The sequence below is a fragment of the Streptomyces sp. NPDC058157 genome (assembly GCF_042884105.1).
GTDB lineage: Bacteria > Actinomycetota > Actinomycetes > Streptomycetales > Streptomycetaceae > Streptomyces.
Window position 1 is genome coordinate 1 of the sequence record NZ_JBHVUQ010000017.1, and the last position, 16,567, is coordinate 16,567.

Annotated in this window: 17 protein-coding genes; 7 read left to right on the forward strand and 10 right to left on the reverse strand. The window is 71.4% G+C overall.

All coding sequences use genetic code 11. The annotated features are described in order from the left end of the window. Nucleotides 1-147: 147 nt before the first annotated feature. A complete protein-coding gene (locus ACFVXK_RS06550) occupies nucleotides 148-504 on the forward strand; it encodes a DUF192 domain-containing protein (protein ID WP_389610403.1) in 357 nt (118 codons plus the stop codon). 64 nt (nucleotides 505-568) lie between these two features. Beyond that, nucleotides 569-1,186 carry an SMI1/KNR4 family protein gene (locus ACFVXK_RS06555; protein WP_389610404.1) on the forward strand — a complete coding sequence of 206 codons (618 nt, stop codon included), beginning with the start codon at nucleotides 569-571 and terminating at the stop codon, nucleotides 1,184-1,186. 160 nt (nucleotides 1,187-1,346) lie between these two features. Here ACFVXK_RS06555 and ACFVXK_RS06560 read toward each other — a convergent pair whose 3' ends face one another. After that, nucleotides 1,347-2,336, reverse strand: coding sequence for a beta-propeller fold lactonase family protein (locus ACFVXK_RS06560; protein WP_389610405.1), 990 nt, complete (start codon nucleotides 2,334-2,336; stop codon nucleotides 1,347-1,349). A 328-nt stretch (nucleotides 2,337-2,664) separates the two neighbouring features. Here ACFVXK_RS06560 and ACFVXK_RS06565 point away from each other — a divergent pair, with 328 nt between their 5' ends. Next, nucleotides 2,665-3,942, forward strand: coding sequence for an extracellular solute-binding protein (locus tag ACFVXK_RS06565; RefSeq protein ID WP_389610466.1), 1,278 nt, complete (start codon nucleotides 2,665-2,667; stop codon nucleotides 3,940-3,942). A gap of 175 nt (nucleotides 3,943-4,117) precedes the next feature. Here the strand turns inward: ACFVXK_RS06565 and ACFVXK_RS06570 are convergent, their stop codons facing one another. Continuing rightward, nucleotides 4,118-4,744, reverse strand: a complete 627-nt coding sequence (locus ACFVXK_RS06570; RefSeq protein WP_389610406.1) for a hypothetical protein — start codon at nucleotides 4,742-4,744, stop codon at nucleotides 4,118-4,120. Between the two features lie 188 nt (nucleotides 4,745-4,932). Here ACFVXK_RS06570 and ACFVXK_RS06575 point away from each other — a divergent pair, with 188 nt between their 5' ends. After that, nucleotides 4,933-6,051, forward strand: a complete 1,119-nt coding sequence (locus tag ACFVXK_RS06575) for a serine hydrolase domain-containing protein (protein ID WP_389610407.1) — start codon at nucleotides 4,933-4,935, stop codon at nucleotides 6,049-6,051. Nucleotides 6,052-6,066: 15 nt separating this feature from the next. Here ACFVXK_RS06575 and ACFVXK_RS06580 read toward each other — a convergent pair whose 3' ends face one another. The 3 genes from ACFVXK_RS06580 to ACFVXK_RS06590 all read right to left on the reverse strand — a co-directional run bounded on the left by ACFVXK_RS06580 (nucleotide 6,067) and on the right by ACFVXK_RS06590 (nucleotide 9,146). Further along, nucleotides 6,067-6,387: a nuclear transport factor 2 family protein gene (locus tag ACFVXK_RS06580; RefSeq protein WP_389610408.1), complete on the reverse strand. Its 321-nt coding sequence runs from the start codon at nucleotides 6,385-6,387 to the stop codon at nucleotides 6,067-6,069. Nucleotides 6,388-6,542: 155 nt separating this feature from the next. Beyond that, entirely contained in the window at nucleotides 6,543-7,367 is an 825-nt protein-coding gene (locus tag ACFVXK_RS06585) for a polysaccharide deacetylase family protein (protein WP_389610409.1), read from the reverse strand. Nucleotides 7,368-7,568: 201 nt separating this feature from the next. Continuing rightward, nucleotides 7,569-9,146 (reverse strand): MDR family MFS transporter, encoded by a 1,578-nt coding sequence (locus ACFVXK_RS06590; RefSeq protein WP_389610410.1) that lies wholly within the window; start codon nucleotides 9,144-9,146, stop codon nucleotides 7,569-7,571. A 129-nt stretch (nucleotides 9,147-9,275) separates the two neighbouring features. On the opposite strand from ACFVXK_RS06590, the gene ACFVXK_RS06595 reads away from it, so the two are divergent. The 3 genes from ACFVXK_RS06595 to ACFVXK_RS06605 all read left to right on the forward strand — a co-directional run bounded on the left by ACFVXK_RS06595 (nucleotide 9,276) and on the right by ACFVXK_RS06605 (nucleotide 12,083). Continuing rightward, nucleotides 9,276-9,869, forward strand: a complete 594-nt coding sequence (locus ACFVXK_RS06595; protein ID WP_389610411.1) for a TetR/AcrR family transcriptional regulator — start codon at nucleotides 9,276-9,278, stop codon at nucleotides 9,867-9,869. A 176-nt stretch (nucleotides 9,870-10,045) separates the two neighbouring features. Then, on the forward strand, nucleotides 10,046-11,704 hold the full coding sequence (gene ctaD / locus ACFVXK_RS06600) for a cytochrome c oxidase subunit I (protein WP_389610412.1): 1,659 nt from the start codon (nucleotides 10,046-10,048) through the stop codon (nucleotides 11,702-11,704). Continuing rightward, on the forward strand, nucleotides 11,694-12,083 hold the full coding sequence (locus ACFVXK_RS06605; protein ID WP_389610413.1) for a cytochrome c oxidase subunit 4: 390 nt from the start codon (nucleotides 11,694-11,696) through the stop codon (nucleotides 12,081-12,083). The genes ctaD and ACFVXK_RS06605 overlap by 11 nt, the downstream gene beginning before the upstream one ends. 2 nt (nucleotides 12,084-12,085) lie before the next feature. Here the strand turns inward: ACFVXK_RS06605 and ACFVXK_RS06610 are convergent, their stop codons facing one another. The 5 genes from ACFVXK_RS06610 to ACFVXK_RS06630 all read right to left on the reverse strand — a co-directional run bounded on the left by ACFVXK_RS06610 (nucleotide 12,086) and on the right by ACFVXK_RS06630 (nucleotide 16,515). After that, nucleotides 12,086-13,711, reverse strand: a complete 1,626-nt coding sequence (locus ACFVXK_RS06610) for a cytochrome bc complex cytochrome b subunit (protein ID WP_389610414.1) — start codon at nucleotides 13,709-13,711, stop codon at nucleotides 12,086-12,088. A gap of 120 nt (nucleotides 13,712-13,831) precedes the next feature. After that, the gene (locus ACFVXK_RS06615; protein WP_389610415.1) at nucleotides 13,832-14,275 is read right to left on the reverse strand and encodes a hypothetical protein; all 444 of its coding nucleotides are present in this window, start codon (nucleotides 14,273-14,275) and stop codon (nucleotides 13,832-13,834) included. A gap of 26 nt (nucleotides 14,276-14,301) precedes the next feature. Continuing rightward, entirely contained in the window at nucleotides 14,302-14,796 is a 495-nt protein-coding gene (locus ACFVXK_RS06620) for a hypothetical protein (protein ID WP_389610416.1), read from the reverse strand. 29 nt (nucleotides 14,797-14,825) lie between these two features. Beyond that, complete coding sequence (locus ACFVXK_RS06625; RefSeq protein WP_389610417.1) at nucleotides 14,826-16,094, reverse strand: hypothetical protein; 1,269 nt, start codon at nucleotides 16,092-16,094, stop codon at nucleotides 14,826-14,828. 100 nt (nucleotides 16,095-16,194) lie between these two features. Beyond that, nucleotides 16,195-16,515: a putative quinol monooxygenase gene (locus ACFVXK_RS06630; protein WP_389610418.1), complete on the reverse strand. Its 321-nt coding sequence runs from the start codon at nucleotides 16,513-16,515 to the stop codon at nucleotides 16,195-16,197. Nucleotides 16,516-16,567: the final 52 nt, after the last annotated feature.

Below are 16,567 nucleotides of genomic sequence, written 5' to 3' on the forward strand. Positions count from 1 at the left end.
CTGCGCGGCAATGCCAGCCCCGCCGGCGATTGAGGCGAATCCTTGAGCCGCACCGGCGATTGAGGTGGGAACGGAGGAAGGGCGGGGCGGGGAGCAAGCTCCGCGCAGCGGCACCCGGGCAAGCCAGGCGGAGCCTAGGGTGGGGCCATGGGTTACCAGGACGGGGCCGGGGTCCTCCGGATCGGGGACATCGCCGTGCCCCTGGAGATCGCCGCCTCCTACCGCGCCCGGACACGGGGCCTGCTGGGGCGGGACGGGGTGGAGGGCGCCCTCCTGCTCACCCCCGCCGCCTCCGTGCACACCTTCCGCATGCGGTTCCCCATCGACGTCGCCCACCTCGACCGCCGCCTGCGCGTCATCGCCGTGACCACCATGCCCCCGAACCGCCTCGGCCTCCCCCGCCCCCGCGCCCGCCACGTCCTGGAGGCGGAGGCCGGGGCGATGGCCGGCTGGGGGCTGCGCGTCGGCGCCGCAGTCTCACTGGAGCCCTTCGACCACCCCTAGGTCACGACGGCCCCCGGGCGGTAGGTTGGGGCGGTTGACGTGGGGTGTCAGGGGAGCGGCGGGCATGACGGAGAACGCGCGGATCAAGGCGCTTGAGCAGATCATGCCGGCGACGCACGGCGCCGACGAGGACGTCGACTGGCAGGCGGCCGAGGCCGCCTGGGGCACCCGTTTCCCCGCCGACTTCGTCGCGTTCATGGGCCGTTTCGGCGCCGGATCCATCAACGGCGAGGCCGGGATCCTGCTGCCCCTGCCGAAGCCCGGACTCCAGTGGGACCCGGCCGAGATGGCCGAGGAGACCGCCAACGCCCGGCAGGCGTGGGAGGCCGGGGGCGGGCGGGCCGCGTTCGACGTGGACCCGGAGTCGATCATCGCCTGGGGGGTCACCGCCGGCGCCGACATCCTGTGCTGGCTCACCACCGACCCCGACCCGGACCGCTGGCCGGTCCTGGTCGTCGGGCGGCACACCGCGGACGCCTTCGCGGTGTACCCGTACGGCATGGCCGAGTTCCTGCTGCGGATGTGCTCCGACGAGTTCGACGTGAGCCCCGTCGGCATCACCTTCTGGGACGCCGGCCACCTCAGCTTCGTGCACTGGCGCAAGGCCCAGCGCCGCTGGCAGGAGGGCCGCAACCCCGAGACGGGCGAGCCCGACCCGTACGCCGGCGAGTTCGCCGACTAGGCCGTCTCTTTCGGATCTTGCCGGTCAAGCCCGCGTCGTTCGGTGCCGTGCATCGGCGCCTTGGCGGGGCGCCGCCGTACTGGACGTACTTGGTGCCCCGCCAAGGCGGCGAGGTGCGGTGCCGGGCGGCGCGGGCCAGGCAAGATCCGGAAGAGACGGCCTAGGGGGCCACCGCCACGCCCGTCGGTCCGTCGCCGACCGTTACCGTGCGCCTCACCCGGTCCGTCCGGGCGTCGATGACCGACAGGGTGTCCGAGTCGAAGTCGCTGACGTACACCCGGGTGCCGTCCGGGCCGACGGCGAGGCCGTTGGGGCCGTGGCCCACCGCGACGGTCGCCGTGACGGCACGGGTGCGGGTGCTGATCACCGACACGGCGTCGGACCCGATGTCGGCGACGTACACCCGGCGGCCGTCCGGTCGCACCCCGATCCCCGCGGGCTGCTTCCCGACCGGGATGCGGTCCGTTTCCATACCGCGGTGGACGTCGACCACCGACACGTCGTCCGTGGTCAGGTTGGAGACGTACAGGCTGCGGCCGTCGGGGGTGAGGACCAGGGCGGTCGGTCCGCCGCCGACGCGGACGGTGCCGGTGACCCTGCCGGTGGCAGTCCGCACCACCGAGACCGTGCCGGAGCCGGCGTTGGCGACGTACAGGGTGCGTCCGTCGGCCGTCACGGCCACGCCCAGCGGGGCGTCGCCGACCGCGATGGTGTCCGTCACGGCGAGGGTGCGGGCGTCGACCACCGAGACCTCGTCCGAGCCGACGTCGGCGACGTAGACGCGCCGGCCGTCGGGGGAGACCGTCACCCGGCTCGGTTCGTCCCCGACGGCGACGGTGGCGACGACCGTCCTGGTACGGGCGTCGACCACCGAGACGGTGTCCTCCGCGGAGTTGGTGACGTAGACGCGCGAGCCGTCCGGGCTGACGGCCACGCTGTCCGGTCCGCGCCCGACCGGAACGGCGTCCACGACCCTGCCGGTGCGGGCGTCCACGACCGAGACCGTGTCGGAGTTGAGGTCGGCGACGTAGACCGGCCCGGCCCCCGGGGGTCGGGCGGAGGCGCCGGCCGGGCTTCCCGGGCCCAGCAGTGCCGCCGCCACGCAGAGCACGGCGGCCGCTCGCCGCCCCATGTCCTGATTCCTCGTCACGCGACCACGCTAGGGCCGCGGGGCGGAAAGCCGCGGGAGGCTCGCGCCCCGAGACACCCGCGCGACAGAAGCCGTTTCCGCAAGGAAACGGGCTTTTCGGTAGGTCTACGCGCGTCCGATTTCATCGCCGTATATTCGAAAACACAAATGCGGAAAAGGGGTTTTGGAGCATTGACCACAAAGCCCGACCCCATGGAAACAACTCCGCCGCCGTCGGGAGAGAATTCCGGCCAGGACGGGCCACGGCGGGACACCCCAGCCCGGAGCAACTCATAAGTAATATCCGGACTCAAAAGAAAATCAGGGGTATCCACCCGTGCGACGAAGAATGTTCGGCGCCGCCGCCACGGCGACCGTGTTCGGCCTGCTCGTACCACTGTCCGGCTGCGGATCTTCCGCCGGGGCCACAGGTGACAGCGGTACGCTGCGCCTGGTGGCCGCCGAATACGGCGATACGCCGGCGACCAGCTCCAAGGCTTTCTGGGACAAGGTGACGAAGGATTTCACCGCCGCCAACCCGGGCATCAAGGTCCAGGTGCAGCTGCTGCCCTGGGCCGACATCGACCGCGAGGTCTCCCGTATGGTCAAGGCCGGCAATGCGCCGGACATGGCGCTGATGGGTTCCTACTCCGACTTCGCGGCGCAGGGAAAGCTGTATTCCGCGGACGAACTGCTCTCCATCAGCGCCGAGGCGAACTTCCTCCAACCCCTCGCCGAGGCCGGTTCCGTCGGCAACACCCTCTACGGGCTGCCGTTCGTGGCGTCCAGCCGTCTCCTCTTCTACAACGACACCCTGTTCAAGCAGGCCGGGATCACCTCGCCCCCGAAGACCTGGTCCGACCTCACCGCCGACGCCAAGGCGCTCAAGGACAAGGGCGTGAAGTACCCGATCGCCCTGCCGCTGGGCCCCGAGGAGGCGCACGCCGAGGCGATGATCTGGGAGCTGAGCAACGGCGGCGGGTACGCCGACAGCAGCGGCAACTACAGCCTGGCCTCCGACCAGAACATCTCGACCTTCCGCTGGCTCAAGGAGAAGCTGGTCACCCCCGGCCTCACCGGCCCGACCCCGCCCTCGCAGCTCAACCGTGCCGACGCCTTCGCCGCGTTCCTGCGCGGCGAGGTCGGCATGGTCAACGGCTACCCCTCGCTGCTGCACGAGGCCCGCGCCAAGGGCATGACCGTCCAGGCCGTCCCCATGCCGGTCTCGGACACCCTCGGCGCGGGCGAGAACCCGCCGACCGTGGGCGTGGCCGACTGGATGATGGCGTTCAAGCAGAACGGGAAGGGCGCGGAGATCGGCAAGTTCCTGGACTACGTCTACCAGGACAAGAACCTGTCGGACTTCGCCGGCCGCTACCACCTGCTGCCCTCGACGGTCTCGGCCTCGCGCACCCCTTCGGGCGGCGGCCTCGACCGCAACGACGAGCAGTTCCTGACCGCCCTGCGCGGCGCGCAGCTCTACCCGGTCAACGACCCGTCCTGGGTGACGGTCAGCGACACCATCAAGCGCAACATCGGCCACGCCACCGACCCCAACGGCGATGCCAAGGCGGTGCTGGAGGGCATCGCCGCGAAGGCGGCCGAGGCCGGCCGCAAGAACGGCTGAACGACGGCCGGGACGGGACCTTCGGCCCCCGTCACGCGCCTCGTCCGTACGGCAGAATGGTCTGCGGCCCTCGATCCAGGAGCCGTGGCCCGGTCGCCCGACGAGCACCCACAAGGTGCGCAGGGCGGCAGGCCTCCCCCGGGCCGGATCCCCCGAGCCGGATCCCCCCTCGCGGCTACCGTCCCGCGTGTTCCGCCGCGAACGCCGTCCGGTACTGCTCGCAGCTGGAGTTCCAGCGCAGTGTGCCGCCCACCGTCGCGTAGCCCGGGCGCTCGATCGTCCACTCCACCGTGTAGTCACCGGTGTCGCACGCGATCCTCTTGTTCCCCGCCACCTTCTGACGGCCCGTCGCCGCCTGGCCGGAAAGCTCCTTGTGCACCTGCGCGACCGCGGTGTGCCGGGCGTCGCGCAGCACGGCGTGCAGGACGAGCGCGTGCTTGCCGTTCTTCGTGGTCAGGCCCTTGTTCACCAGCACGTCGGAGACCGTCCAGGCGAACTCGTACGAGGGCAGCCAGGCCAGCGTGTTCGGGTCCCCGACCTTGCGCTCCCATTCGGGGGCGCCCTCGGGGCCGGGCCGGGTGACGGTCTCGTACTGCACCCCCGGGTGGAACCGGGCCTCCCCCTCCACCTTGTGCTTCTGGTCCTTGCTCCACGCCTTCCCGCTCCCGACCGGGTCCTGGGGGAGGTTCCCCTTGCCCTCCCCCTTGCCGTCGGCGGCGGTGGCGGCCGCCTGGCCGAGGACGGGGGTGAGGGCCGCGACGGCGGCGACGAGGGTGAGGGCGGCGGTGCGGGTGCGCGTCATGCCCGGCCCAACGGCGCCCGCGGCGGGGCCGGAACGTCACGTCGGCCGCGTTCACCCGTACGTGAGCGGGGTGCGGGGGCACAGGTGACAGATTCCGGCCATGGCGGGCATATGAACCGACCGGCTCTGGTTGTGTGAGCGCCGAAGGGCGGAACGATCCGCGAACGAGTACGGGGGATGTCATGGGCATGTCGATCGATGGGACGGTCGAGGCGGGCTGGGAGCCGGTCCGCGAGGCGTTCGAGGCCTTCGTGGCGGCGGAGCCGCACTCCCCGGAGGCCCAGCTGGCGGTACGCCACCACGGCCGGACCGTGGTGGACCTGTGGGGCGGCGAGGACACCGACGGGGGCACCCTCAGCGGGGTCTTCTCGATCACCAAGGGCGCCGCGCACCTGGTGGTGGCGCTGCTGGCGCAGGAGGGCGTACTGGACCTGGACCGGCCGGTGTCGGAGTACTGGCCGGAGTTCACGGGCCACGGCAAGGAGAAGCTGACGGTGCGGCAGCTGGTCGCGCACGGCTCCGGGCTGATCGCCGTCGACGAGTTCTCCTACGAGCTGATGGCGGACGACGCCCTCGTGGCGGCCGCCCTGGCCGGGCAGGAACCGCGCTGGGAGCCGGGGACGGCGTACGGCTACCACGCCTTCGTGATCGGCGCGCTGACCGGTGAGGTGGTGCGCCGGGTGACGGGCCGTTCGGTCCAGGAGGTCTACGAGGAGCGGGTGCGGGCGCCGTACGGGCTGGACCTGTACATGGGGCTGCCGGCCGAGCTGGAGGAGCGCTGGAAGCCGGTCCTGGAGATGCTGCCGACGCCGGCGCAGCTGGAGCTGCTGGCCGCGGGCGGTCCGATGCCGGAGCTGATGCAGGTGTCGTTCAACATGCACCACGGCATGGACATGGTCACCTACGCCAACCACCCGAAGGTGAAGGCCCTCGGCCCGGCCTCGGCGGGCGGCGTCGGCACGGCGCGCGGGATCGCGGGCCTGTACGCGGCGGCGATCAGCGGGTTGGACGGGCGGCCCGCGCTGCTGACGCCGGAGACGGCGGCCGAGGTGGCGCGGCTGCACACGCCGGGACAGGACGCGGTGGTGCCGGAGGCGGACCACTTCGGGCTGGGCTTCGAGAAGCAGCACGCGGTGGGTCCGGAGGCCTTCGGGCACTGCGGCGCGGCCGGCGCCAACGGGTTCGCCGACCCGGTGACGGGGATCGCGTACGGGTACACGCGCCGCCGCTTCGGGTTCCCGGGCGGGACGGCCCCGGAGAACGGCCCGCTGACGGCGGCGGTGCTCCAGGTGGCGCGGGGGCTGTAGGCGTGGCGCCGCCGGTCAGGCCTGGCCGGTCTCGAAGCGGCTGACGCGGCCGTCCTCGACGCTGAACCGCCAGGCGGTGCGCATGGCGCCCCAGGTGTCGTTGCGGTAGTCGGCGACCAGGGCGCGGCCGCCGTCGGACTCGGACTCGACGTCCATGTGGCCGTTGGAGGAGAAGATCTCGCGGTCGGCCCAGTCGCTGACGTCGCGGTCGCTGCCGTCGTCGGACATGGTGGCGCCCGGGGCCAGGGCCGCGCCGAAGGCCTGCCGGTCGCCCGCGTTGACGGCGGTGACGAAGGCGCGGACGGCGGGGTCGCTCAGCTGGTTCACGGGGATCACGGGGGCCTCCAGGCGGGTCGGGCGTACGGGGCTGCGTACGGGGCTGCGTGCGCGACCAGGGAACACCGTGGGCGGGGCCGGGGCGCAGACCCTCACCCGTTCGCCGTGCGGCGGCGTGTCAGGGGACGTGTCAGGCGGCGTGTCAGGGCGGCGTGTCAGGGGGCGGTGCGGACCGGGAAGCCGGTCGGCCGCCCCTCGTCCTTCAGCCAGGTCAGTACCTGGTCGAGGGCGGCGACGGTCTGGCTGCGGTCGCCGCCCCCGTCGTGGAAGAGGACGGTGGGGCCGTTGCCGATCTCGCGCTTGACGTTGGCGACGATGGCGGCGGTGCCGGGCTTGCCGAAGTCCTTGGTGTCGACGTTCCAGCCGAGGGGGCGCATCCCGGCGGCCGCGGCGATGCGCCGGCTGTCGGGGGTGAAGGCCCCGCCGGGGGCGCGGTAGTACTCGACCTTCGCACCGCCGCCCGCGGCCTCCTCGATCAGCTTCTTCGCGTCGAGGATCTGCGCCTCCTGGTAGGCGACGGGCTTCTTGGCCATGGTCGTGTCGTGGTCCATGGTGTGGTCGCAGAGCCGGTGTCCGGCCGCGACGACCTGCTTGACCAGGTCGGGGTGGGCCTTGGCCTGCGGGCCGATCATGCAGAAGACGGCCTTCACGTCGTGCTCGGCGAGGACTTCGAGGACCTTGGGGGTCCAGCGGGGGTCGGGGCCGTCGTCGATGGTGACGTTCACGGCGTTCCCGCCGGCCTCCGAGGCGTGCGCGATGGTGTCGGGCACGGCGGAGGAGGGCGCGGGCGGCGCGCCGGGGCCGCCGCCCGGCTTTCCGTCCGCCGGGGCGGAGCCGGAGCCTGACGCGGCGTCATGGGCGGGGTGGTCCGCTCCGGCGGGGAGCAGGGTGGTGACCCCCCAGACGGTGGCGGCGACGGCTGCGGCCGAGGCCGCGACGGCTATCCGGGCTCGGAGGCTGTGCTTCTGCGTGCGCGTCATGTGGATCAGGACGCCTTCGAACCTGAGAAGGTTCCCCTTAATTGCCCTATAAATTCCAGGTAATCAGGACTTTGGTCCCTTTTGGTCACTGATGGCACGGGTGTCCCGCAGGCCCCTGGGAACACGCCGAGAGGCGGGTGGGGCCGGGGAAGTCCCGGGCCCCACCCGCCTCTCGGGTGGTGCGGTGCGATGCGCTGCGGGTCAGTGCGCGAGCGAGTCCGCCGGGGAGGCGGCCTGGGCGCCCGTGCCGCCGGCCTGGGCCGGTCCGGCGCCCCGCAGCGGGACCTCCTTGACGAACCAGGCGAGCGCGAAGCCGAGTACGGCGATGGCCGCGCCGAGCAGGAACGCCGAGTGCGTGCCGGCGGCCACCGCGTGCTGGTAGGCGTCGCGGACGGCCTCGGGGAGCTTGGCCAGGCTGGCCGCGTCGAGCTGGGCGGAGCCGGAGGCCTTGGCGGCCTGCGGGCCGAGGCGCTCGGCCATGGTGTCCGTGACGCGGGAGGTGAACAGGGAGCCCATCAGGGCCACGCCGAAGGAGCCGCCGAGGGTGCGGAAGAGGGTGGCGGAGGAGGAGGCGACGCCCATGTCCTTCATCTCCACGCTGTTCTGCGCGACCAGCATCGTGATCTGCATCAGGAAGCCGAGGCCGGCGCCGAGGACGGCCATGTAGAGGCCGGAGACCAGGCGGGTGGTGCCGGTGTCCATGGTCGCGAGGAGGAACAGGCCGACGACCATGAGGGCGCCGCCGACGATCGGGAACACCTTGTACTTGCCGCTGCTGGTGGTGATCCGGCCGACGACGAGCGAGACGACCATCATCGAGAGCAGCATCGGCAGGAGCAGCAGGCCGGAGTTGGTGGCCGAAGCGCCCTGGACCGCCTGCTGGAACAGCGGGAGGTAGAGCACGCCGCCGAACATGGCGAAGCCGACGAGGAAGCCGATGACGGACATCAGGGTGAAGTTGCGGCTGCGGAAGATGTGCAGCGGCATGACCGGCTCGGCGGCCTTGGTCTCGGCGTAGACGAAGGCGGCGATCGCCAGGACGCCGGCCACGATCAGGCCGATGATCTCCCCGGAGCCCCAGGCGTACTCGGTGCCGCCCCAGGTGGTCACGAGGACGGTCGAGGTGATGGCCACGGTCAGCAGGGCGGCACCCAGGTAGTCGATCTTCCCCTTGGCCTTCTTCTTGGGCAGATGCAGAACCGCGCTGACCATCGCGAGGGCGACGGCGCCGAGGGGGAGGTTGATGTAGAAGGACCAGCGCCAGCCCATGTGGTCGGTGATGGTGCCGCCGACCAGCGGGCCGCCGATCATGGCGAGGGCCATCACGCCGGCCATCATGCCCTGGTACTTGCCGCGCTCACGGGGCGGGATCAGGTCGCCGATGATCGCCATGACGCCGACCATCAGACCGCCGGCGCCCAGGCCCTGGATGGCACGGAAGCCGATGAGCTGGCCCATGTCCTGGGCCATGCCGCTGAGGGCGGAACCGATGAGGAAGATGACGATCGAGGTGAGGAAGGAGCCCTTGCGCCCGTACATGTCGCCGACCTTGCCCCAGATCGGGGTGGAGGCGGCGGTGGCCAGGGTGTAGGCGGTGACCACCCAGGAGAGGTGTTCGAGGCCGCCGAGCTCGCCGACGATGGTCGGCATCGCGGTGCCGATGATCATGTTGTCGAGCATCGCGAGCAGCATCGCGATCATGAGGGCCATCAGGACGACCCGTACGCTGCGCGGCTTCACCTCCTCCGCCTGTCCGGCCTGCTTGACTGCGTCGCTCATGTCCACTCCCCGTGACACCGATCTCTTCATTCCCTGCGCGGACACTTACTTGCCGCCCGGCTAGTTCACTACACTGGGGAAGGTAGACCCGTCACTAGCCGGGCGTCAAGTAAGTTCGTGGGGAGACACATGTCCAGCAGCTCCAGCGGCACGGGACCGCAGGTCAGGCGCGGGAACACGCGCCAGCGCATCCAGGACGTCGCGCTGGAGCTGTTCGCCGAGCAGGGGTACGAGAAGACCTCGCTGCGCGAGATCGCGGAGCGGCTGGAGGTCACGAAGGCGGCCCTCTACTACCACTTCAAGACCAAGGAAGACATCATCATCAGCGTCTTCGAGGACCGCACGCGGCCCATCGACGAGCTGATCGAATGGGCGCAGGAGCAGCCGAGGACGCTGGAGACCAAGCGCGAGATGCTCCGCCGCTACAGCGAGGCGATGGTCGCGGGCACGCAGCTCTACCGGTTCATGCACGAGAACCAGGCGACGATGCGCGAGCTGAGCATCGGCGAGATCGTCAAGAAGCGCATCTTCACCCTGGTCGAGCTGCTGCGCACGGAGGACGGGCCGCTGGCGGACCAGGTCCGCTGCGTGAGCGCCCTGTTCACGCTGCACGCGGGGATGATGTTCCTCCAGCACGTGGACGAGGCCGACCCGGAGGCGACCCGGCTGGCGGCCCTGGAGGTCGCGACCGACCTCATCACCCGCGCCCACGGCGGACAGTAGCCGCCCGGGCGGCCGGGGCTCCCCCGGGCGGGGGATACGGGGGCCGCGCCGGGCCGGGCCCCGGCGCGTCGGACGGGTGACGGGACGGGTCGGCGGTACTCGAAGGGAGTGCACGCCCGGCTGCGGGGCCGCAGGGCCCCGGGGCCGGGAAGCTGCGAGGCTCCCTGGAGGACCCGATGACGGCGCTGGACCCCTCACCCCCGCCGCAGACGCAGGCACGGACCGGCCGGCGGGTCCGGCAGGGCGCGGCGGTGCTGCGCTGGCTGTCGACCACCGACCACAAGGTGATCGGCAACCTCTACCTGGTGACGGCCTTCTGCTTCTTCCTCTTCGCCGGGGTGCTGGCGCTGGTGATGCGGGCCGAGCTGGCCCGGCCGGGGCTCCAGATCGTGTCGAACCAGCAGTACAACGAGCTGTTCACGGTCCACGCCACGATCATGATGCTGCTGTTCGCGACGCCGACCTTCACCGGTTTCGCCAACGCGGTGATGCCGCTGCAGATCGGCGCGCCGGACGTGGCCTTCCCCCGGATGAACGCCTTCACCTACTGGGTGTACCTCTTCGGCGGCCTGATGGTGGTCTCGGGGTTCCTGACCTCCGACGGGGCGGCGGCCTTCGGCTGGTTCGCGTACGCCCCGCTCAACGGGGCGGTGTACTCCCCCGGGACGGGCCCCGACCTGTGGGCGATGGGGCTGGCCGTGGCGGGTCTGAGCACCATCCTCGGCGCGGTCAACTTCATCACCACGATCGTCTGCCTGCGCGCGCCGGGCATGACCCTGTTCCGGATGCCGATCTTCACCTGGAACGTGCTGTTCACGTCGATCCTGGCGCTGCTGGCGTTCCCCGTGTTCACGGCCGCCCTGCTGGCCCTGGAGGCGGACCGCAAGTTCGGCGCGCACGTCTTCGACGCGGCGAACGGGGGCGCGCTGCTGTGGCAGCACCTGTTCTGGTTCTTCGGGCATCCGGAGGTCTACATCGTGGCCCTGCCGTTCTTCGGCGTGGTCAGTGAGATCGTCCCGGTCTTCAGCCGCAAGCCGATGTTCGGCTACGTGTCCCTGATCGGGGCGACCATCGCCATCACGGGGCTGTCGGCGACGGTGTGGGCGCACCACATGTTCGCGACGGGCGCGGTCCTGCTGCCGTTCTTCTCCCTGCTGTCCTTCCTGATCGCCGTGCCGACGGGGGTGAAGTTCTTCAACTGGATCGGCACGATGTGGCACGGCTCGCTCTCCTTCGAGACGCCGATGCTGTGGTCGGCCGGCTTCCTCGTCACCTTCCTGCTGGGCGGGCTGACCGGGGTCCTGATCGCCTCGCCACCGCTGGACTTCCACCTCACCGACAGCTATTTCGTCGTCGCCCACCTGCACTACGTCCTGTTCGGCACGATCGTCTTCGCCACCTTCGGCGGGCTCTACTTCTGGTGGCCCAAGCTGACCGGCCGGATGCTGGACGAGCGGCTGGGCCGGCTGCACTTCTGGACCCTGTTCCCCGGCTTCCAGCTGACCTTCCTCGTCCAGCACTGGCTCGGCGAGCAGGGCATGCCGCGCCGGTACGCCGACTACCTGGCGTCGGACGGGTTCACCCTCCTCAACACCCTCTCCTCGATCGGCGCCTTCCTGCTGGGGATCTCCACGCTGCCCTTCCTCTACAACGTGTGGAGGACCCAGCGCGGGGCCCGGACGGTGACGGTGGACGACCCCTGGGGCTGGGGCCGCTCGCTGGAGTGGGCGACGAGCTGCCCGCCGCCCCGCCACAACTTCCACGCCGTGCCGCGGATCCGCTCGGAGTCCCCGGCCTTCGACCTGCACCACCCGGAGGTGCCCCGTGAAGGCTGAGGCCTGGCTGTTCACCGGAACGGCCCTGTTCTTCGGGGCCACCGCCGTGGTCTACCGCCTGCTGTCCGCCGACCCGGCGGGCAGCTCCGCGCTGTGCGTGTCCTTCCTGATGTCGGCCCTGGTCGCCGCCTTCCTGTGGCGCCGGCACCAGCGCGGCGGGGAGCGGCCCGAGGACCGCGACGACGCCGAGGTGGCGGAGGCCTCCGGCCGGCGGACCTTCTTCCCCGACCGCAGCTACCACCCCGTCCTGACCGCCGTCGGCGCGGCGCTGACGGCTCTGGGGGTGGTCCAGGGACTGTGGCTGTTCCTGATCGGCTTCGGGGCCCTGGCGTCGGGGATCCTCGGCTTCGCCTTCCAGAACCTCGACCACCCGGAGTAGGGCTACGGGGCCGCCGGGCGGTCCGGGCCGGCGGTCACCTCGGCGATCTCCTCGCGCTGCTCGGGCGTCACCGGGTAGGGGACGCGGTCGCGGTAGTACCAGGAACTGACGGCCGCCCGGGCCCGCCTCAGCACCCGGTACGGCAGCGGGCGGGTCGGGTCGTGGTCGTCCTCCAGCGGCCGCGGCTGCTCCCCCACCAGCATCCTGTACCGCTCGCCGGCCGGCAGGGCCCGGTGCTCGGGGTGGAAGCCGCCCTCGACGCCCTGGCGCACCAGGCCCGTCCCCGCGCCGCCGGTCAGCAGCTCCCGCTCCTGGTCCCGGAGGGCCAGGCAGAGCCGCCGGGTGAGCCAGAAGACCGCCGCCGGCACCACGAAGAACGCGGCGCGCAGGGTCCAGGTCAGCTCCGGCAGGGGCACGGCGAAGACGAACGCGAGGACGTCCTGGGCCCCGGCCAGCAGCAGCACGGCGTACCAGGCGAGGGCCGCCGCGCCCAGCCCCGTGCGGACGGGCCGGTCGCGGGGCCGGTCGCACAGGTGCCGCTCGCCGGTGTCGCCCGTGATCCAGCGTTCGAAGAAGGGATAGGCGTACAGCACGGTGAAGAACGCCCCGGGCAGCAGGACGGCCGCCACGAACGGGTTCCACACCACCGTGTGCCCCCACAGCCGGGTCTCGGTCCCGGGCATCAGCCGCAGGGAGCCCTCCAGGAAGCCGATGTACCAGTCGGGCTGGGAGCCGGTGGAGACCAGGTCCGGGCGGTAGGGCCCGTACACCCAGACAGGGTTGACCTGAGCGAGGGCGGCGAGGGCGGCGAGCAGGCCGGAGACGAGGAGGAGCAGCCCGCCCGACTTCGCCAGGTACTGCGGGAAGAAGGGCAGGCCGACGACGTTGCGGCCGGTGCGGCCGGGTCCCGGCCAGTGGGTGTGCTTGAGGTGCACGACGAGCAGCAGGTGCACGGTGATCAGGCCCAGCAGCAGGCCGGGCACCAGCAGGACGTGCACGGGGTAGAGCCGGGGGATGACGTCGAGGCCCGGGAACTCCCCGCCGAAGGCGAAGAAGGCCAGGTACGAACCGGCCACCGGAACCGACATCACGATGCCCTGCGCGATGCGCAGCCCGGTGCCGGACAGCAGGTCGTCGGGGAGGGAGTAGCCGGCGAACCCCTCCAGCGTGGCCAGCGCGAACAGGGTCACGCCGATCGTCCAGTTGAGCTCGCGGGGGCGGCGGAAGGCCCCGGTGAGGAAGACGCGCAGCAGGTGGGCGCCGATGGCGGCGAGGAAGACGATCGCCGCCCAGTGGTGGACCTGGCGGATCAGCAGGCCGCCCCGGACGTCGAAGCTGATGCGGAGGGTGGAGAGGTAGGCCTGCGACATGCGCACGCCGCGCAGCGGCCCGTACGAGCCGTGGTAGACGCTCTCGCGCAGGGAGGGGTCGAAGAAGAAGGACAGGTAGACCCCGGTCAGCAGCAGGACGACGAAGCTGTAGAGGGCGAGCTCGCCGAGGAGGAAGGACCAGTGGTCGGGGAAGACCTTCCGCACCGCCCCCTTGGCGACCTCCCCCAGCGGCAGCCGCGCGTCCAGCCCCTCGGCACCCCGCACCACCGCCCGTGTCCTCCGCTTGGAACCCGGCACCGGCGTGCCCCTCCTGATCGTCGGGCGCGTACGCCGTACCACGCTACCGAACCGGGACAGGAGGGGTCAGAACAGACACGGGGTCCATCGGGGTGCGGGCTGCGGGGGTGCGGCGGTGCCTCAGCTGCCGAAGATCACCTGGCGCCAGACCCAGCCCCCGTCGAGGACCGTGCGCTGGAGGGGGTCCGTCATGTCGCGGGAGTCGTAGCGGAAGGTCTCGACCATCCGCCGGCGCCCGTCGGGGCCCTTCTGGAACTGCCACTGCCGGGCCCTCCTGGTGCCCGCCCCACGGGCGTACTGCCTGTTCCCGCCCTCGTACGACACCCTCCCCCACTGCTCCGTGATCACTTCCACCTCACGGCGCACGGGAAGCAGCCGCATCCGCACCTTGACGGTGAGCTCCAGTTCCGGGATGCGGTGTTCCGCCACCACGTCGGCCTTCTCCTTGGGAAAGCCCTGCCGGATCCGGAACGGGACGTCCGGTCCCCCCACCGCGAACAGCGCCTCCCGCAACTCGGCGGCGGGCACGGGCCTGACCCCTTCGGCGGGGTGCTTCGTCCCCATGAACCTGTCCCACAGCCGCCCCACCGTCAGCCCTCCGCCCCGGTCCGCGTGCGCACCGTGCGCACCGTGCGCACGAAGTCCTGGAAGTCTGCCAGGACTTCGCCGTACTGGGCGGGGGTGGCCGTCAGGGCGAGCCGTACGAGCGCGCGCTTGCGCGGGTCTTCCTCGTCCGGCAGGAACAGGTAGACCTGGGACTGGACGAAGTCCCGGCGCGCCCCGCCCTCCAGGGCCGAGAAGGTGATGCGCTGGGCCAGCGCCGGCGCGTCGGCCGGTCCGAACTCGCTGCGGTGGGTCACCGCCACCTCTCGGGCGAACTCCCGGATCCGCGCCGCCGACGCATCCGCGAGCTCCGTAGCCGTCACCTCTTCCCGGGGGAATCCGCCGTCCACGGTGATGTTCGCCGAGAACCCCGCGTCAGGCCCGGGAAGGACCGCGGCGTGGGCCACACCGGGCGGGGCGGCCGCGGGCAGCCAGCCCGCCGGCAAGGTGAACTCGACCGGCACCGGCAGTGTCGCGGGCATCACGGATCCTCCCTCGGCGGAAACGTCCATCAGTCGAACCAGCTGCCTATCTCGTGCGCCACGTCGGCGGCCGTCTTCCTGATCTTGCCCGGGTCGACCGTGATCTCCAGCCCGAGCTTGCCTCCGTACGGCGCGGCCGCGCCGGCGGCGGCACCGAACTTCCACGCACCGGTCCCCGCGTCCCGCTTCCAGCCGTAGGACCACTCCGTCCCCTTGCCGACCCAGCCCTCACCCGTCAGACCGACACCCAGGCCGCCGGATTCCACACCCCCGGCGGCGGTGATCTTCCCGCCGGCGAACCTCTTCGCCCCGATGGCGACCTCGTTCTCGCCCGCCTGGGCGGTGCTCGAAGCCTCTGCTCCGGCGAACGCCTCCAGGCGCGCGTAACCGCTGTGGGCGCCGTACTCGGCCCGGCCCTCCTGCAGGAAGCGCAGGCCGGTCGACGCCTCGGCCTTGGCGCCCGCGCCCTTGTCCGTCAGGCCGTAGTTCCCGGTGACCCTGGCGCCGCCGTAGATGTCCTCCACCCCGGAAAGCTTCAGCCCCCCGAAGTGGTCCTCCCCCTTACCGGACACGTGGAAGAGGTCGGCGTACCCCTTGAACGAACCCTCCTTGCCGTACTTCAGGCCGCTGGTGGTCCAGCCGATGTCGGGTCCGGTCACGGTGAAGGCGTCGGGGTGCGTCTTGATGTCGGCCGGTTCGTGCTTCTTCGCCTTGGCCAGGTCACCCTCGGCGTAGTTGTTGAAGCCGGTGAGGGTCTCGTCGGCACCCCTGCCCAGGGCGTCCCTGTTGCTGTCGACGACGGCGGCTTCAAGGGCGTCCTTGACGTGCGTGTCGGCCTCGGCCACCGCTTTCACCCGGTCGTCGATGTGCTGCTGCCATGCCTCGACCGCCGTCCGGACGGTGGCCTGGCCGTCCGGGTCGTGCTGGTAGGCACTGCGCTCGGCCGGGGTGAGCCTGGCGTGGTCGAAGGCGACGCGGCCCTCGCCGGAGACGGTCATCCCGGCGGCGACCGCGTCGTCGCGGGCGCTCTCCAGTTTGGCCTTGAGGTCGGTGAACTGCTCGTGCGCTCCGCGGAGCAGACTCGCGAGAGCCTTGGCCTGGCTCTGCGCGGCGGAGTACTCGTAGCGGGTCGCGGTGAACTTCGTCAGGGCGACACCGGCACTGACACCCGACCAGTTGTCACCCATCGTGATCGTCTGCACGGTCTCGCCGTAGCGGCTCTCGACCTTCTGCAGTTCGCCCGCCATCGCCTCCCACTTGGCGGCCGCTGACACCAGCAGACCGAAATTCGTGGTCATGATGTGGTTGTAGGTCACCATCCCGATCCCCCCACGTCGGATGGTGTTGATCATATGCGCGCGATCACCATCGAACGTTCGAACGAGCGGGTAAGGGGCTTCAGGACAGGGGGGTGGTGGCGGTGGTCAGTTCCAGGACCTGGGCCGGGCCCGCGCGGAAGGTGGGGCTGGTGGCGTCGGCTTCGATCATGTGGGGGGTGGCGTCGTGGGCGGCCAGGGCGGCCTTCGAGGTCCACTCCTCGACCAGGACGAAGCGGTCCGGGTCGTCCGCCACCCCGTGGAGGTCGTAGCGCAGGCACCCCTCCTCCGCCCGGACCAGCGGCGCGAGGCGCTCGTACGCCTCCCGCTGCTCCCGGCCGCGGCCGGGGAGGGTGGTGATCAGGACGAGGAGCTTCACGGGCTGCGGCGACTGCTGCGACATGCGGCGCAGCCTAGGCGCCCAAGATCGGCTCTGGCAGGAGGATTTCGCCCTG